This window comes from Crenobacter sp. CS_VA4, assembly GCF_055597485.1.
The window spans coordinates 1-22,169 of the sequence record NZ_JBVMAE010000031.1 but is presented as its reverse complement, the minus strand read 5'-3'; the positions used below and the strand labels follow the sequence as shown (position 1 = coordinate 22,169).

At 62.9% G+C, this 22,169-nt stretch carries 20 protein-coding genes; 4 read left to right on the top strand and 16 right to left on the bottom strand.

Annotated elements, in window-relative coordinates; all coding sequences use genetic code 11:
• Position 1 precedes the first annotated feature (1 nt).
• The 8 genes from ACZ2IA_RS19690 to ACZ2IA_RS19655 all read right to left on the bottom strand — a co-directional run bounded on the left by ACZ2IA_RS19690 (position 2) and on the right by ACZ2IA_RS19655 (position 7,910).
• Entirely contained in the window at positions 2 to 1,063 is a 1,062-nt protein-coding gene (locus ACZ2IA_RS19690) for an acyl-CoA dehydrogenase family protein (protein WP_470294292.1), read from the bottom strand.
• 206 nt (positions 1,064 to 1,269) lie between these two features.
• A complete protein-coding gene (locus ACZ2IA_RS19685) occupies positions 1,270 to 2,436 on the bottom strand; it encodes an acyl-CoA dehydrogenase (RefSeq protein WP_470294291.1) in 1,167 nt (388 codons plus the stop codon).
• Positions 2,437 to 2,553: 117 nt separating this feature from the next.
• The gene (locus ACZ2IA_RS19680; protein ID WP_470294290.1) at positions 2,554 to 3,315 is read right to left on the bottom strand and encodes an enoyl-CoA hydratase family protein; all 762 of its coding nucleotides are present in this window, start codon (positions 3,313 to 3,315) and stop codon (positions 2,554 to 2,556) included.
• A complete protein-coding gene (locus tag ACZ2IA_RS19675; protein WP_470294289.1) occupies positions 3,312 to 4,430 on the bottom strand; it encodes an NAD(P)H-dependent flavin oxidoreductase in 1,119 nt (372 codons plus the stop codon). Before ACZ2IA_RS19675 ends, ACZ2IA_RS19680 begins: the two co-directional genes overlap by 4 nt.
• On the bottom strand, positions 4,427 to 5,314 hold the full coding sequence (locus ACZ2IA_RS19670) for an enoyl-CoA hydratase (protein ID WP_470294288.1): 888 nt from the start codon (positions 5,312 to 5,314) through the stop codon (positions 4,427 to 4,429). Before ACZ2IA_RS19670 ends, ACZ2IA_RS19675 begins: the two co-directional genes overlap by 4 nt.
• A gap of 11 nt (positions 5,315 to 5,325) precedes the next feature.
• On the bottom strand, positions 5,326 to 6,111 hold the full coding sequence (locus tag ACZ2IA_RS19665; RefSeq protein ID WP_470294287.1) for a CoA-transferase subunit beta: 786 nt from the start codon (positions 6,109 to 6,111) through the stop codon (positions 5,326 to 5,328).
• Positions 6,112 to 6,121: 10 nt separating this feature from the next.
• Entirely contained in the window at positions 6,122 to 7,012 is an 891-nt protein-coding gene (locus ACZ2IA_RS19660; protein ID WP_470294286.1) for a CoA transferase subunit A, read from the bottom strand.
• Positions 7,013 to 7,016: 4 nt separating this feature from the next.
• Entirely contained in the window at positions 7,017 to 7,910 is an 894-nt protein-coding gene (locus ACZ2IA_RS19655; RefSeq protein WP_470294285.1) for a VOC family protein, read from the bottom strand.
• Between the two features lie 492 nt (positions 7,911 to 8,402).
• On the opposite strand from ACZ2IA_RS19655, the gene ACZ2IA_RS19650 reads away from it, so the two are divergent.
• The gene (locus ACZ2IA_RS19650) at positions 8,403 to 9,218 is read left to right on the top strand and encodes a hypothetical protein (RefSeq protein WP_470294284.1); all 816 of its coding nucleotides are present in this window, start codon (positions 8,403 to 8,405) and stop codon (positions 9,216 to 9,218) included.
• 158 nt (positions 9,219 to 9,376) lie between these two features.
• The gene (locus tag ACZ2IA_RS19645; protein ID WP_470294283.1) at positions 9,377 to 9,949 is read left to right on the top strand and encodes a DUF1643 domain-containing protein; all 573 of its coding nucleotides are present in this window, start codon (positions 9,377 to 9,379) and stop codon (positions 9,947 to 9,949) included.
• 296 nt (positions 9,950 to 10,245) lie between these two features.
• Here ACZ2IA_RS19645 and ACZ2IA_RS19640 read toward each other — a convergent pair whose 3' ends face one another.
• On the bottom strand, positions 10,246 to 10,845 hold the full coding sequence (locus ACZ2IA_RS19640; protein ID WP_470294282.1) for a hypothetical protein: 600 nt from the start codon (positions 10,843 to 10,845) through the stop codon (positions 10,246 to 10,248).
• A 472-nt stretch (positions 10,846 to 11,317) separates the two neighbouring features.
• Between ACZ2IA_RS19640 and ACZ2IA_RS19635 the strand changes: the two genes are divergently transcribed.
• Positions 11,318 to 11,551 carry a hypothetical protein gene (locus tag ACZ2IA_RS19635; RefSeq protein WP_470294281.1) on the top strand — a complete coding sequence of 78 codons (234 nt, stop codon included), beginning with the start codon at positions 11,318 to 11,320 and terminating at the stop codon, positions 11,549 to 11,551.
• 396 nt (positions 11,552 to 11,947) lie between these two features.
• On the opposite strand, the gene ACZ2IA_RS19630 is transcribed toward ACZ2IA_RS19635, so the two are convergent.
• From ACZ2IA_RS19630 to ACZ2IA_RS19600, 7 genes are all read right to left on the bottom strand, one after another.
• A complete protein-coding gene (locus ACZ2IA_RS19630) occupies positions 11,948 to 13,531 on the bottom strand; it encodes a FadD3 family acyl-CoA ligase (protein WP_470294280.1) in 1,584 nt (527 codons plus the stop codon).
• Between the two features lie 200 nt (positions 13,532 to 13,731).
• A complete protein-coding gene (locus tag ACZ2IA_RS19625; RefSeq protein ID WP_470294279.1) occupies positions 13,732 to 14,754 on the bottom strand; it encodes a 2Fe-2S iron-sulfur cluster-binding protein in 1,023 nt (340 codons plus the stop codon).
• Between the two features lie 4 nt (positions 14,755 to 14,758).
• Positions 14,759 to 15,535 carry a glucose 1-dehydrogenase gene (locus tag ACZ2IA_RS19620; protein ID WP_470294278.1) on the bottom strand — a complete coding sequence of 259 codons (777 nt, stop codon included), beginning with the start codon at positions 15,533 to 15,535 and terminating at the stop codon, positions 14,759 to 14,761.
• A complete protein-coding gene (locus ACZ2IA_RS19615) occupies positions 15,519 to 17,201 on the bottom strand; it encodes an FAD-binding protein (protein ID WP_470294277.1) in 1,683 nt (560 codons plus the stop codon). The genes ACZ2IA_RS19620 and ACZ2IA_RS19615 overlap by 17 nt, the downstream gene beginning before the upstream one ends.
• Positions 17,202 to 17,748: 547 nt before the next feature.
• Positions 17,749 to 19,221, bottom strand: a complete 1,473-nt coding sequence (locus ACZ2IA_RS19610; RefSeq protein WP_470294276.1) for an amidohydrolase family protein — start codon at positions 19,219 to 19,221, stop codon at positions 17,749 to 17,751.
• Positions 19,222 to 19,281: 60 nt separating this feature from the next.
• Complete coding sequence (locus tag ACZ2IA_RS19605; RefSeq protein ID WP_470294275.1) at positions 19,282 to 20,481, bottom strand: amidohydrolase family protein; 1,200 nt, start codon at positions 20,479 to 20,481, stop codon at positions 19,282 to 19,284.
• A 171-nt stretch (positions 20,482 to 20,652) separates the two neighbouring features.
• Positions 20,653 to 21,423 carry an ABC transporter substrate-binding protein gene (locus ACZ2IA_RS19600; RefSeq protein ID WP_470294274.1) on the bottom strand — a complete coding sequence of 257 codons (771 nt, stop codon included), beginning with the start codon at positions 21,421 to 21,423 and terminating at the stop codon, positions 20,653 to 20,655.
• 280 nt (positions 21,424 to 21,703) lie between these two features.
• On the opposite strand from ACZ2IA_RS19600, the gene ACZ2IA_RS19595 reads away from it, so the two are divergent.
• Positions 21,704 to 21,916: a hypothetical protein gene (locus tag ACZ2IA_RS19595; RefSeq protein WP_470294273.1), complete on the top strand. Its 213-nt coding sequence runs from the start codon at positions 21,704 to 21,706 to the stop codon at positions 21,914 to 21,916.
• Positions 21,917 to 22,169: the final 253 nt, after the last annotated feature.

Below are 22,169 nucleotides of genomic sequence, written 5' to 3'. Positions count from 1 at the left end.
CTCAGGCGGCGAAGGTTTGCAAGGGGTCGAGCACGGTGTCGTCGGCCAACACATGGTCGGCGACGCGCTGCAGATGAAACGCCTTGTCGCCCCAGAAGGCGGCCAGCGCCCAGATGCGCTTCATGAATATCTGCAGGTCGAGCTCCCAGGTGTAGCCCATCGCGCCGTGCACCTGCATGCAGTGGCGCGCGGCGAGCGCGGCGGTGTCGGCCAGCGCGAGACGCGCATGCGACACGTGCAGACTGGTCAGCGGGTGGCCGTTGGCGAGCGACACCCCGGCGCGGAACAGCGCGGGCTTGGCGAACTCGAGCTCCACCGCCACGTCGGCGAGCAGATGCTTGACTGCCTGGAAGCTGCCGATCGGCTTGCCGAACTGCTTGCGCTCGGCGGTGTAGTCGATCGCGAGATCGAGCACCCGCGACACCAGCCCGGACAGCTGCGCCGCCACCGCCAGCGAAGCGCGGTCGAACGCGTCGGCCCACAGTGTTCGGCCAACGTTGGCGTCGGCGAGCCGGGTCGCGTCGCCCGGCGTCCACTCGACGGCGAACAGCCGCCGCGACGCATCGAGGCTGGCGTGCGCGGTCAGTTTCGCCTGGCCGCGCGGCACCGCGTGCACCTCGTCGCCGTGGGCGAGCAACAGCAGGTCGGCGACGTGGGCATTCTCGACCAAGGGATTAACCGGGTGCCCGATCGCGAGCTTCGCTTCGCCGTGCGCGATGCGCGCGAGCCACACGTCCTTGAACGCATCGGTCGACGCGGGCAAGGCCGCGATCAGCGCCGCGCCGACCCAGCTCGTATCGATCAAGGGCTCGGTCAAGCCGTAGTAGCCGACCTCCTGCGCCATCAGCAGCCAGTCGACGTCGGACAGGCCCAGGCCGCCGTATTCCTCGGGCACCGACAGTGCGGTCAGGCCCTGCTCGGCGACCAGCTGCCACAGCTCGTGCGAGCGGCCGCTGTCGGTCTCCCACAGCTCGCGTACGAGCTCCGGCGCGACCTCTTTCATGAACACGCTGCGCACATTGGCGCGCAGCGCCAGCTGGTCTTCGCTAAAGGTGAAATCCATGTTTTTAATCCTTTATCCGTTGCCACCGCTCACCCTCTCCCCGGCCCGTAGCACCGTAGCCCGGAGGAGCCCGCTAGGGCGAGTCCGGGAACGCAGTTGCCCATATGGCCGGCCCGCTACGTTCACCCCGGACTCGGCCCCAAGGGCCTCCTCCGGGCTACTCTAAGGGGCGCTCTTCCGGGCTACGTAAGCCACCATGCCAACCGTCACGCTCGGGGCATGCCGAGCAGGCGCTCGGCGATGATGTTGCGCTGGATCTCGTTGGTGCCGGCGTAGATCGGCCCGGCCTGCGCGAACAGGAAGCCGTCGATCCAGCTGCCGATCGCGCCCTCGCGCGGCACGCTGCCGACGAGCTCGCCGTGCGCGCCGAGGATAGACTGAGCCGCGTCGTGCATTTTTAAATCCAGCTCCGACCAGAAGATCTTGTTGGTGCTCGCCTCGGCGCCGATCTCGCCGCCCTGGATCAGCCGGCTGGCGGTGCGGTAGGTCGCGAGCGCGTACGCCTCGGCGCGCATCCAGGCGTCGAGCACTGTGTTGCGGATCGCCGGGTCGCGGTCGGCCTGCTCGCGGTTGGCCTGGTACAGCCGCACCAGCGCCGCGGCGGTAGCCTGGAAGCGCGCCGGCGAGCGCAGCATCAGGCCGCGCTCGAAGCCGGCGGTGGCCATCGCCACCTGCCAGCCGGCGCCCTCGTCGCCCAGGCGGTTCTCGACCGGCACGCGCACGTCGTCGAAGAACACCTCGGCGAAACCGGTCTCACCGTTGAGCTGGCGGATCGGCCGCACCGTGATACCTGGGGTGTCGAGCGGCACCAGCACGAAGGACAGGCCATGATGGCGGGTCGACTCCGGGTCGGTGCGGAACAGGCCGAACAGCCAGTCGGCCCACACTGCGCGGGTCGACCAGGTCTTCTGGCCGTTGATCACGTAGTGGTCGCCGTCGCGGATCGCCTTGGTGCGGATCGCCGCCATGTCCGAGCCGGCGTTCGGCTCCGACCAGCCCTGCGCCCACACGTCGTCACCGGCGGCAATGCGCGGCAGGAAGCGCTGTCGCTGTTCGTCGGTGCCGTAGTCCATGATGGTCGGCCCGAGCAGAAATACGCCGTTCTGGTTGACGCGCAGCGGTGCTGCGGCGCACCAGTATTCCTCTTCGAAGATCAGCCATTCGATCAGGTCGCAGCCGCGCCCGCCCAGCTCCTTGGGCCAGGTGACCATGCTCCAGCGCCCCTCGAACAGGGTGCGCTCCCAGTCGCGGTGGGCGGCAAAGCCCTCCTCGGTATCGAAGCTCGGCAGCGGCTGTGTCGGCACATGCGCCGCCAGCCACGCGCGGATCTCGGCGCGGAAGGCGCGCTGCTTGTCGGTGTAGTCCAGGTTCATGTGTTCTCCCTAAGCTCCTGGCTGGGTCGTCTGGCTCGTGGCCGCAGGGTGGATAAGGACGCAGGCCCATGCGCGTTCGACGGCCGGCGGCGCTTCACCCATCCTGCAAACCGTTTTTCATCGCGCGGCGAACTGCGCGTCGCGCTTCTCGACGAAGGCGCGGCGGGTCTCGGCCGAGTCGGCCGACAGATAGGCCTGCAGGGTGAAGCCCTGCTCCCAGCGGTACTTGTCTTCCAGGTTGCCGTCCTCGATGCCGTTGAGCGATTCCTTGGCCAGCTGGATCATCGCGGCGCTCTTGGCGGCGACGCGGCGAGCGAAGTCGAGCACGGTGTCGCGCAGTTGTTCGCGCGGCACGACCTTTTCGATCGCGCCGAGCCGGTAGGCCTCGGCGGCCGTGATCGGCTCGCCGCTGAAGTACATCGCGCGCACCTTCTGCACCGGGAACAGCCGCTGCAGATGGGCACCGCCGCCCATCGCGCCGCGGTCCACCTCGGGGACGCCGAAGGTGGCGCACTCGGACGCGAGCACCACGTCGGCCGCGCCGGCGATGCCGATGCCGCCACCCAACACGAAGCCGTGCAGCGCCGCGATCACCGGTTTGGGATTGCGATGGATGGCGCGGAAGGTCGCGTAGTTGCCGGCGTTGACCGACACGATCAGCTCCGGATGCGCGTCCAGCTCCTTGATGTCGACGCCGGCGCAAAAGCCGCGCCCCTCGGCGCGGATCACAATCACCCGCGCGTCGTCGTTCTGCCCGAGCGCGGCTATCGCGGCGGCAAGCTGGAGCCAGCCGGCGTTGTCGAGCGCGTTGACCGGCGGCCGGCTGATCACCAGTTCCGCCACGCCCTGCTTGATGTCGATGCTGAAAGGCTGCGTCATGCGACGGCTCCCTGTTGCGATGGCTGACGGTTGTAGACGGCGGCGAGGCAGGCTTCGGCCTCGCTCACCAGCGAGGCAATCAATTGCTCGCAGGAAATCAGTTCGGCGATGGCGGCGGCGGCCTGGCCACTGGGCAGCACGCCCTCGTCGGGGTGGCCGTCGACCATGGCGCGCTGGATCAACACCGGCGCATTGGCGGCCATCAGCGTTTCGGCCAACTTGGTCCGGTCCTCGCGCAGAGCCTTGCCGAGGATGGCCAGCATCTGGCCGGCGCTCATGCCGATCTGCCGCTTCCACTGCCAGGCCGAACCGAGCGCGATGGCCAGGCGGCGCCAGCCGGCGCTATGTTCCAGCTTGTCGAGGTAGGCGTTGGCGATCATCCGCTGCGGCAGGCCATCCACCGCGTGCGACACAGCAATCGCGTTGACGTCGTCGACCTTGAGGTAGCGCGCCAGCGTGTCAGCCGGCACCGGCGACTCGCGCGTCATCAGGAAGCGCGTGCCCATCGCCACCCCGGCCGCGCCGGCCGCCAGCGCCGAGGCGAGCCCCCGGCCGCTGTAATAGCCGCCGGCGGCCAGCACCGGCACGTCGACCGCATCGAGCACCTGCGGCAGCAATATCGTGGTCGGCACCGAGCCGGTATGCCCACCGCCCTCGCCGCCCTGCACGGTGACCGCGTCGGCGCCGAGCTGCACCGCCTTCACCGCGTGCTTCACCGCGCCGACGGTGGGGATGCACAGCACGCCGGCATCCTTCAGCCGTTTCACCGTGGCCTTGTCCGGGCCGCGCCCGTAGCTGACCGCGCGCACTTTATGTTCGATACAGAGCTCGATCACCTGCGCGGCGTTGGGCTGGAACATGTGGAAATTGACGCCGAACGGCTTGTCGGTCAGCGACTTGAGCCGCTCGATCTCGGCCTCGATCCGGTCGGCCGGAATCGTCGCGGCGGCCAGAAAGCCGAAGCCGCCGGCATTACAAGTGGCGGCGGTCAGCCGCGCGTCGGCCACCCAGCCCATCGCGGTCTGGATGATCGGGTAGCGGCAGCCAAGCAGCCGCACGATGTCGGTGTGCAGCCAGCCGCTCGCCTGCGGCTCCGGGACAAAGAGCGCGTTCATTCCGCCTCCTTGCGCTGCGACGCGGCCATGCTGCGCGCGTCGAAGCCGGCCAACTTGTCGCCGGACACCAGCTCGTTGTGCGCGTGGGCGAAGTGGTGCCAGGCGAACGCCGCGTCCATGCCGGCACGCTTGCCCTGCAGGTCTTCGACGTGGTTGATCGCCTGCTTGGTCAGCGCCAGGCCCAGCCGCGGCATCGCGGCGATGCGGCCGGCGATGGACTGCACCTCGTCACGCAGCGCCTCGCGCGCCACCACCTTGTTGACCATGCCCATCTGGTAGGCGCGTTCGGCCGACATCCTCTCGCCGAGGAACAGGAATTCCTTGGCGATGCGCGGGTTGAGCTCGTACGGGTGCGCGAAGTATTCGACGCCGGGAATGCCCATGCGCACCACCGGGTCGGCGAAGAACGCGTCGTCCGAGGCGACGATCAGGTCGCACACCCAGGCGAGCATCAGCCCGCCGGCCACGCAGGCGCCGTGCACCATCGCGATGGTCGGCTTGGGGATGTCGCGCCAGCGCCGGCACATGCCCAGGTACACCTCCTGCTCGCGCGCGTACAGAAACTCCCCGCCCGGCTTGCCCACATGGTCGTACCACAGCGAAGCCCTGTCGAAGCTCTGGTCGATGTCGCGTCCCGGCGTGCCGATGTCGTGGCCGGCCGAGAAGTGCTTGCCGGCCCCGGCCAGCACGATCACCTTCACCGCATCGTCGTCGGCGGCGCGGCGAAACGCGGCGTCGAGCGCATAGGTCATCTTCGAGTTCTGCGCGTTGTGATAGGCCGGGCGGTTAAGCGTGATCGTCGCCACGCCGCCCTCCGCCTCGTACAACACCACCTCGGCCGCATCGAGCGGCGGCTCCAGCTGTTCAGTTGTCGCCTTGTCCATGTGTGCAGTCCTCAGCGCGCCCGGATGCCCGGCGGGTTGTTCTTGATCGCCGCCGCGCGCAGATTGTGCGGGTCGAGGCGGCGGATGATCGCGAGCTGCTCCTCGGTCGGGTGCGGCGTCTCGGTGAGGTTGGCCGAAACCTCCAGCGGGAAGCCGGTCGCCGCGCGCACCTCGTCCAGGGTCACGCCCGGGTGCAGCGACACCACGCGGATGCTGCGGTCCGGCCCGCCGAAGTCCATCACGCATAGGTCGGTGACGATGCGGCGGATGTCCAGGCTGGCCGGTACCTTGCCGTTCGGCCAACGTGCCGGGTTGTAGCCGGCGCTACACACCACGTCGACCTCGCCCGCCACGAACACGCGGGCGTTGTGGCCGGGGATGAACATCGAGTTGGCGTGGCTGACGCTGTTGCCCGGAAAGCCGCGCATGCCCAGCATCTGCACCTTCGGCTTGTTGAAATCGCCGATGCACGAGATGTTGCCCTGGCCGAAGCGGTCGACCTGGGTCGGCGTCACCAGCGCATGGCGGCGGCCGTGCCACACCACGTCAAACACGCGGCTGTAAGGCATCCAGCCGCTAAACTGCGTCTTGCCCTCGCGCGGGCCGAGCGGCAGCGGCTCCTCGATCAGATACGCCTCGCCGTCGGTCATCAGCAGCGCCGGGTTGTGCGTCAGCTTCGTCAGGCCCGCCGCGATGCGCGGGATGGTGCCGATGCCGGTGGCCAGCACCTCGCCGTCGTCGCGCCAGACCTCGGCGCAGGCGACGATGGCCAGTTCGCTCAGGGTGAATTCGCTCATTTCATTCTCCTCACAGCACCGGCAGCGGCAATTGGGTCACGTGCGACAGGCCTCCGACCCGCTGCAGGTAGTCGGCCTCGTCGCGGCCCAGGTACTGGTTGGCGTAGCGCTGCCAACCGTCGTCCTTGCCGGCGGCGGCGACGTAGTCCTTCAGGTGCGCCGCGTCCCAGCCGTACTGCGGCGCGCACGAGGTCGGGTGCGCCCCGCCCGGCGCGTACACCACGCCGGACACCAGCGAGCGCTCGAAGTAATTGCGCTTGGCGGTGTCGCCGCAGCCATCGGCCAGGCTGTCGACCACATATTCGGCACTGACGAAGGTGCGCTCGGCCGCACGGGCCATCTGCTCGTCGAAGAACGGGTCCGGGCCGTGGATCTGGGTATTGCCGAGCCGGTCGGCGTAGTCGACGTGCAGCAGCGCCACGTCGAGCGGAATCGCCGGCATCGCCAGCAGCGTCTCCTCGTCGGCGTACGGCGAGCGCACCAGGCGCAGTTCGGGGTTGTGGGTCAACAGGTCGGTGCCGAGGCCCACCCGGGTCGGCAGGAAGGGCACGCGCATGCCGGCGGCGCGCAGGCCCAGGTTCAGCAGGCCTTCGTCCAGCTCGCTGACGTTCACCTCGCCGCGCTCGCGGGCGCGGCGGAAGAACGGCTCCAGCGGGATGAAGTCCATCGACACGAAGCCGTAGACCAGCTTCTTTACCTTGCCGGCCGCGCACAGCATGCCCATCTCCGGGCCGCCGTAGCCGACGATGGTCAGGTCTTTCAAGTCCGATCGCAGGATCGCGCGCACCAGCGCCATCGGTTTGCGGCGCGGGCCCCAGCCGCCGATGCCGATGGTCATGCCGCTTTTCAACTGCCCCACCACCTCGGCAAGGCTGGTCCGTTTATCGAGTTGCCGGGTCATCGCATCACTCCCTGAAACCGACGCTGAAATCGTGGCCCCACTGGCTGACCGCGGTGGACTCGAACACCACGTGCTCGTCCCAGTCCACCAACCGGCCCTCGCAGCCGTACTCCAGTGCAAAGCCGGACGGCGTCAGCATGTAGAAGGACATCATGTGGTCGTTCACATGGCGGCCCAGCGTGGCCATCAGCTTCACGCCGGCTTTTTCCATGCGGTCCTGCGCGCGGCCCACCTCGTCCATGCTCGGCACCTCGACCATCGCGTGCACGCAGCCGGACGGCACCTCGCCCTCGAACAGCGCCAGGCTGTGGTGGCGGGCGTTGCCGCAATGCAGGAAGTGGATGCGCTGCGCCGGGGCGTCCGGCGCGAAACGGTGGATAAAGGTGTCCGCCTGGCCGAAGCCCAGCACGTCGCGGAAGAACGCGGCGGTGGCGTCGAAGTTCGGCGCCGGCAGCACGGTGTGCCCCATGCCCAGGTGGCCGGTGACGAAGTGCGGCACCCCCTGCGGCGACGCGAAGCGCGCGAAATCGCTCTTGAAGCCCAGCGCCAGCTCGTGGCGGTTGCCGGACGGGTCGACGAACGACACCAGATCCAGCACCTGGCGCGCCGCCTTCAGCGCCGCATCGGCGCGGATCGTCTCGACCCCGGCCTTGTTCAGCGCGGCAATCGCGGCGTCGAACGCCGCCTGGTCGGCCACCTCCCAGCCCGAGGCGTAGTAACGGTTGGCCGAACCGGCCTGTACCGCGATGCGGAAGTGACGCTCGTCAAGCTTCAGGTACACGCCGCCGTCCGGCGCGTCGTTCACCATCGTGCCGAGCACCTGTTCGCCGAACGGGCGCCACGCTTGCGGGTCTTGCGCCTCGGCCACGATATAGGCCAGGCCGCGAATGTCGATCATGTGCTCCTCCTGTTCCGTGCGCTTGGCGCAGACCGCCAGTGCTTGGGGCGGACTGTAGCCGCGCGGAACAGGGGGGACATCGTCTGATGGGACTAAGGGGAAGATGTGGATGGAGGAATGCGAAGCACCTCCTTGTGGAAAAAATCGGTCTGCCAACTGTCAATGCCAATTGCAACAACCCATAAATGATCTAGCATAAATTTATGTTGCCGCCCCTGAAAAATTCAATATTTGGACATTTGAGGTGTACAGGCTTGGATTTATGGCTCCATTGATCATCCATCATCGAGCCGACCATACCTAAATCAAGACAATAAGACAGCAGTTTCCTCAGAATCATCCGTAGATTGAGCCTACAAATACATAGCAAGACATGAAACGCATCACGATCTGTGTCTTTTAGCCAGTGTCAGGGCAGACAAGCGGAGATAGGGTTATACATTGCTAAACATCTTAGCAGCAATGGAGGGTGTGAAAGTGAGCACGAGATACATGGCAAATAAAAATAATATAAAAGATCAGAGTGAAAGCCTTCTCGATGCAGAACGAGCGACAACACAAATAATATGCGGAGTATTGACTTTAAAGTACATATTGGATGAACTATTAAAGGCCATTTATCGAAAAGGCTTGCTATCAATAAATGATTATGCATATTTTATCACCTTGACAATCATAGGTGTTCTTGCGGTGCTTTGGATTTTTTCTGGAAAACTTGAACTTAAAACTCTTATCGAATGGTTAGATCCAAGGTGCTACGTTCCAACGAGTTTTTTCATCCAGTCGGCCATAATTTTTGGAGTTGGCATTCTTTTAGTTTCGCTGCTACTAACTGCAAAATCCATACACATATTTGGAACAATTTACTTCATATATTTGTGTTTGGATTTATATTCATGGACTTATCGTCGCAAAGAAATTGGCTCTATTTTGAAGAGTGCAATGATTTCACTTTTACAGGAAGATACCACAGGAACATTAGCAAGAAAGCAAGCAGTAAATATTTTCAAATCAGGAGTCACATTGATTAGTGGTTATTATATAGAGCGCCCCCATATTAAGCGTTTAATTTTCATGATGATAGTTAGTTTTGTTCTTTTATGCATCGGATGGGTTGTAAAGGTGAGCCCACTCTCTTGGGTTTATAAAGATCAACTCACTTTGTGTTTTTATGTTATTTTTATTTTGGCTACAATTTTCTCAGAAACAGTTATTTTCACCTGGAGAGAATATCTTAACCGCGAACTAAGACTACTTCTCATGAACCTTCAGGAGCTTGAACGTGATTTTCCAATGGAATTTTCATAAAAATGCGAAAAGGGGAAAGATTTATTTTTACCACCCTAAACTGTTTGGCGTAGTCGTCATCAACAGTTCGGCTTCCTAAAAAATAAATCCATCCCCCTTCTCTATTAAATGTGTCATTTAAGGCGCATACATCATATTAGGTATACACAGTTCTTCGCATGACAACATCGATCACATTTCATGAGTACGCTTCGTCACACGACCTGGAAGTGGTATCAACCTTGGCACCCGACAACTCGGCGCAAGAGTTCATGTACTCGGTGGACAAAACGAAGCGCTACGCCTATTCGGAAATTTGGGATCCGCAGGGAAAGCTCGTGCTGTGGGTAATGCTTAACCCCGGCACTGGCGAGACCGAGCAACGACGCCGAAACACGCTGGAGCAGTGCAAGAAGTGGTCAAAGTGGTGGGGCTACGGCGGCCTTCTATTTGGGAACGTCATTGCATGGCGAACTAAGTCTGCTAAAGACTTGCTGGCTCACCACCGCGAACATGACCCCATCAATGACGCAGCGCTTCGAATGCTTCGCTCACTCGCTAAGGAGTCAATAGTGGCTTGGGGCAATAAGGGGCGCACCGTTAATGCTTCAGGTACAGTATTGGCATTGCTCGGATCAGCACGATGTCTTTGTTACACAAAGAGAGGTGAGCCCCACCATCCTCTATTAATTAGTGATGAGATCGTTAGAGACGAGACCAAACTTGCCCTTTGGCCATCAAAGGCAAACTAAGACGCTTAACCCATATTGGAAAAATGGGGCCTGATTTATTAAGGATTATTCACGCGCCCCCCAGTGGACTCATACCTGCCACAACCAGAAAAGGGGAAACCGAAAAGGGGACAGATTTATTTTTAAACCCTAAACTGTTGAGAGTAGTCGCCACGAACAGTTCGGCCTCCTAAAAAATAAATCCCCCCTTTCTCATGCGGAAAAGGGCACAGCCTGCGCCCGGACATGGGGGATACGGACATGGGGGATAGGAAAAGTAGGAAAAGGGGACAGATTTATTTTTAGGCTCATTCACGTTACCCCAGTGGACTCATGCCCGCCACAACAGCCCCTGAGTGCACATCCTGAATCCAGACGAAGCAACAGTGCTCAAATGGTCTTCCCATTGGAGACGGAGTGCGTGTGTGGACCGCCCACCATATTGGCCCCCATATCGGAGCCGTCAGTATGATGAGCGGAAGGGCTCCTATAAGCGCACCTTGTGCAGCCCCTGCTCCCGCAATCTTGCCGAGGCTGGGCTCGGAATAAGGCTTCAGCACCGCGCTTGAAGGGGGCTGACCTGGGGCAAGTTCATAGGCCAAGACGACATACTGGCGCTCTGCAGCAAGCTCGGCATCGAGCGCCGTTTCGTCCTCCCATTCATTGGACCACAGCACTTTTACCGTGACCTTGTGAGATCCCGGCGCCAGGTATTCCTTGCCGGACAGCTTGCTACCGTCAATCGCCAGTTCTTTTAGATAGACTGATTTCCCGTTTGTCTCGTAGTACCCATAGGACAACTCCGCACGTTCCCCCTGAACGGTCGGCTTGGAAGCACCGCCAACGGTTTGCACCAGGGCGACAAATGCCAACAGAACTGCGGCGATGCGGCCGATCGGCGAGTATGGGTAGACCATGTTCTGCTTCCTCTATCCCATCTTCCTCCCGCATGGCGCGAGCGCTCTCACCGTGTCGAGCCACGGCTGAAACCCTGTGTAAGACAAGATAGTACGCGTTCGCCTATCAGTCAGTCGCTCAGGTCCCGTAGCCCGGAGAAGGGCGCAGCCCGCGTCCGGGGAATGGCTGGCTGGGCTCCCCGGACTCGGCCCCCTGGGCCTCCTCCGGGCTACGGTGCTGCGTGGCGGCAGGGGCCGGCCGTACGGCCCATCGGCTTAACGACCTAGTAGCGGCTGCTCGTTTCCACGATGCCAAAAACACAGCGCCTTCCGGCTCATATTGAGCACGGAAGGCGCTGTGTTTTTTCACCCGGCACGTTGAACCAGATAACTGGTCATATACCGGGTGAAGCGGTAACGCAATCGGCTACGCTCCGATTGCATTATTAAGAGGTAGTACAGACTATGGCCTTGCCCATCTCCCCGAGTGAATATGGCCGTCATCGTGGTGCCGATCGTGGTGCTGAATGATGGGTCTGTATCCCGGCCGCTTTTCCCTCAAAAACCGGAAAACCATATAGGCAATAGCGCAGGGGCCTGCGCCATAAACCACCATCCCGAAGAGAAAATATACAATGGTATCCATGGCTTCCCTTTGAGTTCAAAGTTCAAGCAGCCGGCCGCAAAGGTAGATCAGCCGCAATACACTGCTCGATTAAGTCGTTAACAACTCACCCGACGAACAGGGATCAGATACTTTTTGAGGTTCTTCGGCCCGCCGGAGAGATCAGGTTCGTACACATACCATGTCCATATCCTGCAATATGGCAAAGCATTGCGATTAATCAATGCCGATTTACGTTATGACGTCTTCGCCGAGCAGGGCGTGCTGGCGACCGCGCGAGGTCGAGCAACCGCTCCCCTGCCGGACGACGACGCCCTACCCCACCTCCCGCAACACCTCCCCCGCCCGCTCCCGCAACTGATACCTCACCATCTTGCCCGACGCATTGGTCGGCACTTCCGTAGCCCGGAGAAGGGCGCAAGCCCGCGTCCGGGACATGACTGACGACACTCCCCGGACTCGGCCCGTAGGGCCTCCTCCGGGCTACGGTGCGATACCCTATCCCGCCACCCGCAGCTCCTCCCCCGCCCGCTCGCGCAACTGGTACTTCACGACCTTGCCGGATGCATTGGTGGGCAGCGCGTCGACCAACAGCACCCGGCGCGGCACCTTGTAGTTGGCCATCTGCTCGCGGCACCAGGCGATCAGCCCGGCCTCGGTCAGCTCGATACCCTGGCGCGCCACCACATAGGCCCAGCCGACTTCGCCGAGGCGCTCGTCGGGCATGCCGATCACCGCCGACTGCGCGACGCCCGGATGGTTGGCGAGCAGCCGTTCGATCTCGGCCGGATAGCAGTTGAAGCCACCGACGATGAACAGGTCCTTGATGCGGTCGGTGATGCGCAGATAGCCGCGCTCGTCCAGCACGCCGACGTCGCCGGTGTGCAGCCAGCCGTCGTTATCGATGGTGGCGGCGGTCGCGGCCGCGTCGTCGAAATAGCCGGCCATCACGTTGTAGCCGCGCAGCAACAGCTCGCCCTCCTGCCCCGCCGCCACCGGTCGACCTGCCGCATCGACGCAGCAGAGCTCCACCCCCGGCAGCGCGTGGCCGCAGCTGGTGGCGGTGGTGAGCGGGTCGTCGGTGGCCTCGCTCATCGCGGCGAAGCCGCAGGATTCGGTCAGTCCATAACCGGTCAGCACGATCTCGAAGCCCAGCTCCTTGCGCATCCGTTCGATCAGCACCGGCGGGATCGTCGCCGCGCCGGTGACGCTGGCACGCAGGCTGGACAGGTCGAAGCTCGCCAGGTCCGCTTCGGCCAACAGGCTGTGGAACAAGGTCGGCGGGCCGGGCAGCACGCTGACGCGCTCCTGCTCGATCCGCTTCAGCACCCGGCGCGTGTCGAACACCGGCTCCATCAGCACGGTGGCGCCGGCCGTCAGCGCCGCGAGCCAGCCGGCCTTGTAGCCGAAGGTGTGGAAGAACGGGTTGACGATCAGGTAACGGTCGGCCGGGCTCAGGCGCATGCAGCCGGCCCAGGCGGCGACGCCGCGCAGGTTCTGGCCGTGGCGGGTCATCACCCCCTTGGGGTGGCCGGTGGTGCCCGAGGTGAACATCAGGTCGGACAGGTCATCCTGCCCGACCGCGGCGGCGCACTCGTTCACCACTGCGTCGTCCACCGCGTCGCCCTGCGCGACGAAGCCGCCCCAGTCGAGCTCGCCCGGCTCGGCATCGCCGATCACCACCAGCTGTTCCAAAGTAGCTGGACGGTGGCCGGCCAGCAGCGCCGGGTAACGCGCGTCCAGGAAATCGCCGGTGCAGAACAGCAGCCGCGCGCCGCTCTTGGCCAGGATATAGCCGGCCTCCATGCCCTTCATCCGGGTGTTGATCGGCACCAGCACCGCGCCGACGCTGTGGATCGCCAGCGCGGCGACGATCCACTCGGGGCAATTGGGCGCCCAGATCGCCACCCGGTCGCCTTTCTCGATGCCGAAGGTGAGCAAGGCGGCGGCGGCGCGGCGGCGGAGCGCGTCGAGTTCGGCGTAGCTCAGGGCCACGCCGTCGTGATCGATCGCCGTACGCTCCGCATCGCGCACGGCGCGGTCGGCGATCAGTTGCGGAATGGTCGAATAGGTCGCAGCCATGGAACGGTGATCCTTGGACAGGCGCCGGGCAAAACCGGCATGGGGATGGGATGGGCCGCGAGGGCGGCCCGACTCTGTCTTCACATGAAGAGTCGCTAACAAAACCCAGCGAAGCGGTCCTGGCTAGGCGCCCTGCCGCAGACAGTACAAGTCGTACGGCAAGGCAGGGCAACAACGCCAGGAGGGTTTTGTTAGCGGCTCTAAGGAAAGGCGACGCGCAAGGTGGCCGACACCGGCCGCGCCTGGCAGGCCAGGATCCAGCCTTCGGCCAACTCGGCGGCGTCGAGCACCTGATTGCCGGCCATGCTGACTTCGCCCGCCTCGACCTTGCACATACACGCGCCGCAGGCGCCGGCGCGGCAGGACGACGGCGGCTTCATGCCGGCGCGGCCCATCGCGTCGAGCAGCACTTCGCCCGGCTGCCAGTCGAAGGCGTAGACCTCGTCGTCGAGTGCCACCTCGACGTGCGCAGTCTCGGCTCCAACCACCGGAGCCGGCGCGTCACCGGCGACGAAGCGCTCCAGATGCACCCGCGCGGCCGGCATGCCGATGCTCGCCAGCGCCGCCTCGGCGGCGGCCATGAACGGCGCCGGCCCGCAGATGAAGGCGTCGGCATCGCGCCACGGCGCGGCGAGGCTAGCCAGCTGTTCGGCCGACGTGATGCCTTGAACGACATCGAGCCAGTGGATCACCCGGAATCGTTGCGGATGGGTGCGTGCCAGTTCGGCCAGCTCGGCGGCGAAGATCACCGAGCGCTCGTCGCGGTTGGCGTACAGCAGCGTCACCGATCCGCGCCCGGTGGCCAGCGCCGACTTGGCGATGGCGATCACCGGGGTGATGCCGCTGCCGCCGGCGAACAGCAACAGGTCGGCGTCGAGGCTGGCCGGCACGAACAGGCCGGCAGGCGCCGCCACCTCCAGCCAGTCGCCGGCGACAATGTGGTCGCACAGCCAGTTCGACGCCCGGCCGTCGCGCACCCGTTTCACCGTCACCTTCGGCGCCTCGGCGAGTGCCGGGCTGCTCGCCAGCGAGTAACAGCGGATCAGCGCCTCGCCCGCCACCGGCAGCCGGAAGGTCAAAAATTGCCCGGGCCGGGCGCGGAACCGTTCGGCCAACGTGGTGGGCACCTCGAACACGAAGGACTTGGCATCGGGCGTTTCGGCGCGCACCTCGGCGACGCGCAGCCGGAAGAAGCCCGGAGTGGATTCGCGGGCGTAGTCCATGGCGTCAGTCCGCGGTCATCAGGAAGCCGTTGTCGACGCGCAGCTCCAGCCCGTTCACCCAGCGCGACTCGTCCGAGGCGAGGAACAGCACCACATTGGCGACGTCCACCGGCTCGCACATGCGCGCCAGCGGGTCGGCACCGCTATCGCTCATCTGGCTCGGGTCGGCCTGTGCGGCCAGCGCCGCCACCATCGGCGTCTTGATACCGTCCGGGTGGATCGAGTTACAGCGGATGTTGTACTTCTGGCGCTTGCAGTAGGCGGCGACGCTGCGGGTGAGCGCACTGACCGCGCCCTTGCTGGCCGAATACGCGCAGAACATCGACATGCCGCCGATGCCGGCGAGCGAGGACATATTGACGATCGAGCCGCCGCCGGTGTCCTTCATCGCCTTCACCGCCGACTGGCAGCCGAGGAAGTAACCCGCCGCATTGATGTCGAGCAGGCGACGCCATTGCTCCAGCGTGGTGTCCTCGATCGAACCGAGCTGCAGGATCGCCGCGTTGTTGACCAGCACGTCGAGCCGGCCGAAGCGCGACAGCGTCAGCTCCATCGCGCGCTGCCAGTCGGCTTCGCTGGCGATGTCGTGACGCACGAACAGCGCCGCGTCGCCGATCTCGCTCGCCAGCGCCTGGCCGGCGTCGGCGTTGACGTCGGTGATCACCACCCGCGCGCCCTGGCGCGCCAAGAGCAGCGCGTCCTCGCGGCCCACGCCGCTGGCGCCGCCGGTGATCAGCGCCACCTTGCCGGCCACCCGGCCCTTGTCAGCTTGCTGTGTCATCTGTCATCTCCTCGGTTCTGATTGGCTGGGGGTTGGCCGAACGATTCCGGCCGATATGCTGTTCGGCCGCATGGCGGCCGGCGCGCCGTCCCGACCAGAGACAGTCGGCGAGCGACAGCCCGCTGACGTAACGGCAGGAGGCGATGCCGACCGCGGCGCGGCCGGCGGCATAGAGTCCGGCGATGGGCCGGCGCGCGGTGTCGAGCACCGCGCCGCTGCCCTCGTCGACCGCTAGGCCGCCGAGGGTGATCGTCGGGCAGGGAAACAAGCGGCTCGCCGCCGAGACGTCGAGCGCGTAGAAGGGGCCGGTGTCTAGCGCCTGCAGCAGCGCGGCCGACTTGCCGAACTCGGCGTCACTGCCTGCCGCGGCGGCGGCGTTGTAGCGCTCGACGCTGTCGGCGAGCGATGCCGGGTCGACGCCGATGCGGCGAGCCAGCGCGGCGAGCGTCGTCCCCTTGCGCCGCGCCAGCCGCATCAGCAGCCAGGCCGGCACGCTCTGGAACGGCCACAGCCCGCCGTGGCGCACCTCGTGCAGCGCCGTCCTTAACTGCGCGGCATCGAGGATCAGCCAGGCGCGGCCGTCCTGCTTTTCCACCAGCTCGTGGCCGATCGCTGCGCCGTACTGTTCCTCGTTGCAGAAGCGCCGCCCCACGCGGTTGACCAGCATGCCGTGCACCCAGGCATAGGGCGGGTTGATGAAGCGCCACGCCGACATCCGGTCGAGGTGCTCAGCGGCCGCGCCGAGCGGTTCGGCCAACCTTAAGGCGCTACCGGTGCAACCGGGGCTGCCGAGCGCGAAGGTGCTGCGATACGCCGGCGCCTCGCGCGCCACCCGCTCGCGGTCGAAGATGTAGCCGCCGGTGGTCAGTACCACCGCGCGGCGCGCGTGGACCCGGAAAGGTTGGCCGAAACGGCCCTCCAGCCAGCCGAGCAGGCGGCGCGCCGCCCCGCCCAACGCTGGGTGCGCGTTGTGCAGCGTGAAGACCAGCGGCGCCAGCCAGCGGTGCAAGGCGCAGGCGAGGCTGCCCGGGCGCAAGCGGCGCAGCTCGGCACCGATCACCCGGCCGGCCTCGTCGGTCAAGAGCCGCTCGGCGCGCGCCTGCAGCAGCAGGCCAACGCCGGCGCGGCGAACCGCGGCGGCCAAGGTCGCGAACAGCACGCGGCCGGACATGCCCTGCCCCTTCACCCGGTGACCGCGCGGCGCCGGCGGCGCCTCGCCGCGGTAGGCGGCCACCGTCTCGTTGCCGGAGTAATAGAGGTAATGCTGGTCGCTGGGATAAGACGTCTTGTGCGGAGGCACCGAGGCATCGAACTCGACGCCGAGCGCTTCGAGCCAGCGGCCCAGCCCGACGCTGTCGGCGCAGAAGCGATGAAGCGTTTCGGCCGACACCGCGTCGCCGACCTCGTGGCGCAGGTAATCGGCCATCGCCGCCGGCGTGTCGGCAAAGCCGGCCTCGTGCTGCTGCGCGGTGCCACCGCCCAGGTACACCACGCCACCGGACAGGGCACTGGCCCCGCCGCCGCCGAAGCGCTCGGCGACTAGCACCGAAGCGCCCTGCTCGGCAGCCTCAAGCGCCGCAGCCGCCCCGGCCGCGCCGAAGCCGATCACCAGCACGTCGCAGGCGGCGTGCCAGTCTTGTTCGCTGTGGTGGGTGTCCGCTGCCATCGTCGCAACCTGTCAGTAGGGTTGCGGACATCTTCGCGGGCGGGGGGATGGGCTACATCGTCCGAGGGGACTAGGGGGAGAATCGATGAGGAAATGGTGAGATTCGAACTCACGGACGCGGGTTCGATCCCCGCCGCCTCATGGCGGGGGTTCGAATCCCCATCGACAGGCCTACTGATTCGTAATCAGTAGGCCGCAAGCATCTACGGCTAAGTCTCTTGTGAAGGTTAGAGGCTATCGATGATGACGAACAGCTGCTTGCTTGATTCAGAACGTAGCGTATGACTGTCATTGCCCCATCTCGGTCATTCGACCCTTGTCAAAAGAATGGCGGTGCATCGGCCATTACTGCCTTCGGAGATCCGAGCAGTCACCTTCCGCTACAGAGCGGTCACCGGACGTTGGTTGGGATCTTCGCGCGGAACGGCAGCTTTCCCCCATCGTGTAAGACTGAACTCGACATAGCGGAAGTTCATCCATCCTCAAAGCAGGAAATGTCTACCGTTGTCGGGGCAGTCCATTCTCAATCACCCTCCGTCTGGTAAACCTAGTACCGGGCCGCACGCCAAAGGTTGGCCGACTCCACAGTGAGGCTGCGCAAACCACTGCGGGCCAGCATGCGTTCCGACTCTTCTTGTGCGGCGTCAAGGACAGCGCGCTCGTCAACCATGCGCACGACGTAGTCTTCCATCAGGATCTTGCCGTCGACGATGGTGGTACAGACATCACCTCCATTGGCAAAGCAGGTAACACGGTAGACAGGCATGTTCATCGGCATCAGGTGCGGTTTGAACAGGTCGACCAGGATGATGTCGGCTTTCTTACCGACTTCCAGCGAGCCGATCTCGTGATCCAACGACAGCGCCTTAGCGGCATCGATGGTGACCATTTCCAGAACCTTGCCATGCGGCAGGATGTCCGGGTCACTGAAATGGCGACGGTGATAATGCATGCACTGGAACATGTGGCGGAACATGTCATAACTGCGATCCGGGGCCGCGCCGTCTGAACCAATGGCAACCGTCACTCCGGCCTCGATCAGCTCAGGGACTGGGCAACGCCCGAGGATTGACATGATGGCGCTGGGGTTGTGAATGATCTTGGTCTGGGTTTCCCTGCACAGCGCTATGTCTTCTTCTGTCAGGTCGATACTGTGCGACATGGCGGAGGTCGGGCCGAGTAAGCCCAGCTCGCGATGTGCCAGCGCCAGTGTTCCACCGCGATGGCCATCTTGGGTGAAGGTCAAACCGTGTCGCCGGGCCAGGGCCATGTAGTCCTGTGCCTGTTGGCGAAATACTGGGGCGAGCGCCTGGTGACTTTGCTCATACTGTGGTGCATACACCGGCAGCGAGATGGCGATTTGTACTCGCCCCCCACCTAACCCCTCACAGGTTCTGACGATTTCTTCGCATACCTCGAACACGGTGACAGAGTCGACTTCATGTCGCCGTGGAGGTTCGGTCGACCAGTCCAGATAGGTGGGCGGAACACCCGGCCGTGACGGCCCTACCGCCACCACAGAGCGGGTACCGGTTTCGACAATAGCTTGGGCATGTCGCTGGGCATAGACGGGATCGTCGACCCGCATGATCGAGTCACCGCCGCCCAGTAGCGACACCCCCGTGGTAGTGCCGCATTTGAGCCGCTCCAGTGCGGACAACCTGGCGTCCACTTCCCAAAACTCCGGGCCGGAGGCTGACATGTAGATGGTCTGGCAAGCAAGCGTCCAGGCATCACCATCACTACCACCAAGGGATTTCAACATGGCATGGCCGGCGTGGGCATGGCTGTCAATCAGGCCCGGAAGCACTGCCTTGTTCCGGGCGTTGATGATTTTGTCTGCGGTGTAGCGTACACGCAGTTCATCCGTCCTACCCACCGCGATGATGCGATCACCACGAACGGCCACGGCTCCATCTTGGATCACTCGCCGAGTCTCATCCACGGTGATGACTACACCGTGTTCGATGAGCAAGTCTACGTGCACTACGGCTGCGCTTAGGTCATTCTGAATGGTCATAAAGGTATCCATGCATGAGAGTGTCAAATCGGATTGCCAAGCAGGTGGGCAATTCCAGGCTCACAAGCGACTCTCAAGCAGACGCCCCTGTCGAGCGACCACAACACCGCGGCGGATCACCGTTCTGGCCACCGGGCGAGTGACAACTGCCTCGCTAAGGGTCTCGGCTGGCAACAATAGGAAGTTGGCAGCGTGTCCCGTTTCCAACCCATAGTCGAGGCGGCCAAGCGCCTTTGCGCCATAGTGGGTTGCGGCGTCAAACGCTGTGCAAATGCTTTCGTCCCTTCTCATGCCGCAGCGGAAGGCAAGCAACATGGCGCGTTCAAGCATGTCGCCATTACCCATTGGAGACCAAGCATCACGAATGCCGTCAGAGCCAAGGCAAATGTTGACGCCTGTCGCGATCAACTCGGCAAATGGGGGGATGGCAATATCAGCAGGAGCGGTGGTCATTAGCGAGATCCGGTTGGCCGCAAGCCGTTCGGCAAGCGGGCGTATCTCGGGCCAGCTCTTCATGCCCAAGCAGAAGGCATGGCTGATCATGACCTTGCCCTGGAGCTGATAACGCTCAGTGAACTCGATGATGCGATCAATCTGCCATAGCCCCAGCTCACCGCCATCATGGAGGTGAATATCGACGCCACAGCCAAACCGCTCGGCCATCTCGAACACCGTAGTGAGATGGGCAATGGGGTCATTGTCGATGCCGCAGGGGTCCAATCCACCCACGACTTCAATGCCAAGCTTCAAGGCTTCACACATCAACTCCTCTGTGCCTGGGTGACGAATGAGCCCTGCCTGTGGGAATGCCACAAACTCCATATCAACAAGATCGGCGTATCGTTCGCGCAATGCCAGCATGGCCTCAATGTGCTTCAGCCCCAGCTCGGGGTCGACATCCACATGGCAACGAAACGTGAGAGAACCGCGAGCAATACACTGCTCAAGCAGTGCGCCGGCACGCTCAGCAATGGGGGATTCGAGCTCACGGAGTACCCTACGCTCATTAGCAATTCGGTCTTTCAGCGTCGGCCCGGCACTATGCGGCCGCCAAGGCAGGCCCCAAAGGGTCTTGTCCAGATGGATGTGGCTCTCCACTAGTGCTGGAACCAGCAGCTGACCTTGACCATCCATGTCAATACTCGTTGCCGGTTCGGTACCGGCGGGGCGACGCTCGGCAATTCGCCCATCGACAACCTTAATGTCTTCAAAGTCACCGCCATAAGGGCGGACATTGCGCACCCAAAAAGATTTAGTCATTTGAATTCCATGATTGTGCGAGCGAGCCTCCCGTAGGCGGAAGGAAATGAGGACGCTTCTCTAAGCCTTTGCCAGAAGGCACCTGCAGCAGACCAAGGGTCTGCTCATTTTCCAAGCCTATTGGCCCCGCCTTTGAGAGGAGGGGCTCTATCTACGCCTTATTGAAATCGCTTAGTTGTAGATATCGAAGGAGAAATACTTTTTGGCGATGCGCTGGTAGGTGCCATCCTTCAGCATCTCTGCAAGCGCCTTGTTGATCTGTAGGCGTAAGTCATTGTCTTCCTTGCGCAGACCAATAGCAGCACCAACGCCCAAGGTTTTCGGATCGTGCAGCGCGGAGCCGGCAAAGGCATAGTCGCGGCCGGCCGCGGTCTTCAAGAAACCCAGGTCGGCTTGAACCGACGACTGTAGGGCTGCATCCAGGCGGCCAGCCACCAGGTCTTGGTACACCTGGTCTTGATTCTGGTACGTCGTGACAATCACGCCTTTTGGCTCCCAGTACGCCTTGGCATAGGCTTCCTGTGTCGACCCCTGTTCCATACCCACATGCTTACCTTTGAGCGACTCGACCGTCGGTTGGATAGGCGCGCCTTTCTTCACTACCAGGCGGGGAGGGACATTGTCGATTTTGTCGGAAAAGGCAATCTGTTCCTGCCGCTTCGCCGTCACACTCATTGAGGAGAGAATCCCATCAAATTTCCTGGCTTTCAGTGCAGGAATGATGCCGTCGAAGGAAGTTTCGACCCAAACACATTTGGCTTTCAGTGTTTCACAGATCGCATTGCCGAGATCAATATCGAAACCGACTAACTTACCATCAGGGGCCTTCGATTCAAATGGGGCATAAGTGGGATCAACGCCAAAGCGGAGGACCTTTGTTTCCATCGCATGGCCGCCATTAGCCACCAAGGCGAGAGCAACAGCAATTGCAAGCTTCTTCATGATATCTCCGTAGACAAGCTAAGTAGTACTGCAGTTGCAGATGGTCAATCAGTTGTAGTTTTTTTCTGATTGCCCCTAAATCACCCCCACGGAAAACCTGTGCTTGCGAGCACAACTTCACGCGGGGATGCACATACTAGCGATACGAAAAAACCAGCAATCCGCCTTAGGACCCAACCCCTAGAAAAGTCAAATTGCGTCTGCTGTGACTACAGCAGCTTAGGGAAGTGCGTCATCATTTTGAAATGAAATGTTGAAATGACTATCAGTGGAGAACGTAATGAAGCCACTTCTGATTGACCACGTCATGCCAATGAAGCAGAGCCGAGCTAAGCCCAGCTTTGCTTCTTGGAAAGAGACCTACTCTCAGGGGGCATTGTTGGTTCTACAGTGGAGCGCCCCCGACTGTGGCATCACCGGTTTGTCTGATGCCTCGATGGCAGCGGTGGCCGAGAAAAAGCTATTGCAGCAGAAGAAGCCAAGCTGTCTTTGATCGGACCACGGCGTAAGAGGTGGAAGTACCCACTGAATCGGCCCCACTTCCCTAGACGCCTCGTTAACCACACGCCTCAGACCTAACGGGTGGTATGGGCGTCTGTTTTTGGCTTAAAGCAGGCGCTAGCCAGACGTATAGCCTGCGTCCGCTTTGGCCGGAGGCTGTGTGAAAACGTCCCCAAGGCTATGATTTCCGTAATGCCATGCCGAGGACTGAGCAATGACACGGTTTGTTCAGGGGGATAACCGGT

Excerpts from the sequence above, each read along its gene's own strand:
- ACZ2IA_RS19690 (WP_470294292.1), bottom strand. The coding sequence starts at position 1,063 with ATGGATTTCACCTTTAGCGAAGACCAGCTGGCGCTGCGCGCCAATGTG.
- ACZ2IA_RS19685 (WP_470294291.1), bottom strand. The coding sequence starts at position 2,436 with ATGAACCTGGACTACACCGACAAGCAGCGCGCCTTCCGCGCCGAGATC.
- ACZ2IA_RS19680 (WP_470294290.1), bottom strand. The coding sequence starts at position 3,315 with ATGACGCAGCCTTTCAGCATCGACATCAAGCAGGGCGTGGCGGAACTG.
- ACZ2IA_RS19675 (WP_470294289.1), bottom strand. The coding sequence starts at position 4,430 with ATGAACGCGCTCTTTGTCCCGGAGCCGCAGGCGAGCGGCTGGCTGCAC.
- ACZ2IA_RS19670 (WP_470294288.1), bottom strand. The coding sequence starts at position 5,314 with ATGGACAAGGCGACAACTGAACAGCTGGAGCCGCCGCTCGATGCGGCC.
- ACZ2IA_RS19665 (WP_470294287.1), bottom strand. The coding sequence starts at position 6,111 with ATGAGCGAATTCACCCTGAGCGAACTGGCCATCGTCGCCTGCGCCGAG.
- ACZ2IA_RS19660 (WP_470294286.1), bottom strand. The coding sequence starts at position 7,012 with ATGACCCGGCAACTCGATAAACGGACCAGCCTTGCCGAGGTGGTGGGG.
- ACZ2IA_RS19655 (WP_470294285.1), bottom strand. The coding sequence starts at position 7,910 with ATGATCGACATTCGCGGCCTGGCCTATATCGTGGCCGAGGCGCAAGAC.
- ACZ2IA_RS19650 (WP_470294284.1), top strand. The coding sequence starts at position 8,403 with ATGGCAAATAAAAATAATATAAAAGATCAGAGTGAAAGCCTTCTCGAT.
- ACZ2IA_RS19645 (WP_470294283.1), top strand. The coding sequence starts at position 9,377 with ATGACAACATCGATCACATTTCATGAGTACGCTTCGTCACACGACCTG.
- ACZ2IA_RS19640 (WP_470294282.1), bottom strand. The coding sequence starts at position 10,845 with ATGGTCTACCCATACTCGCCGATCGGCCGCATCGCCGCAGTTCTGTTG.
- ACZ2IA_RS19635 (WP_470294281.1), top strand. The coding sequence starts at position 11,318 with ATGGCCGTCATCGTGGTGCCGATCGTGGTGCTGAATGATGGGTCTGTA.
- ACZ2IA_RS19630 (WP_470294280.1), bottom strand. The coding sequence starts at position 13,531 with ATGGCTGCGACCTATTCGACCATTCCGCAACTGATCGCCGACCGCGCC.
- ACZ2IA_RS19625 (WP_470294279.1), bottom strand. The coding sequence starts at position 14,754 with ATGGACTACGCCCGCGAATCCACTCCGGGCTTCTTCCGGCTGCGCGTC.
- ACZ2IA_RS19620 (WP_470294278.1), bottom strand. The coding sequence starts at position 15,535 with ATGACACAGCAAGCTGACAAGGGCCGGGTGGCCGGCAAGGTGGCGCTG.
- ACZ2IA_RS19615 (WP_470294277.1), bottom strand. The coding sequence starts at position 17,201 with ATGGCAGCGGACACCCACCACAGCGAACAAGACTGGCACGCCGCCTGC.
- ACZ2IA_RS19610 (WP_470294276.1), bottom strand. The coding sequence starts at position 19,221 with ATGACCATTCAGAATGACCTAAGCGCAGCCGTAGTGCACGTAGACTTG.
- ACZ2IA_RS19605 (WP_470294275.1), bottom strand. The coding sequence starts at position 20,481 with ATGACTAAATCTTTTTGGGTGCGCAATGTCCGCCCTTATGGCGGTGAC.
- ACZ2IA_RS19600 (WP_470294274.1), bottom strand. The coding sequence starts at position 21,423 with ATGAAGAAGCTTGCAATTGCTGTTGCTCTCGCCTTGGTGGCTAATGGC.
- ACZ2IA_RS19595 (WP_470294273.1), top strand. The coding sequence starts at position 21,704 with ATGAAGCCACTTCTGATTGACCACGTCATGCCAATGAAGCAGAGCCGA.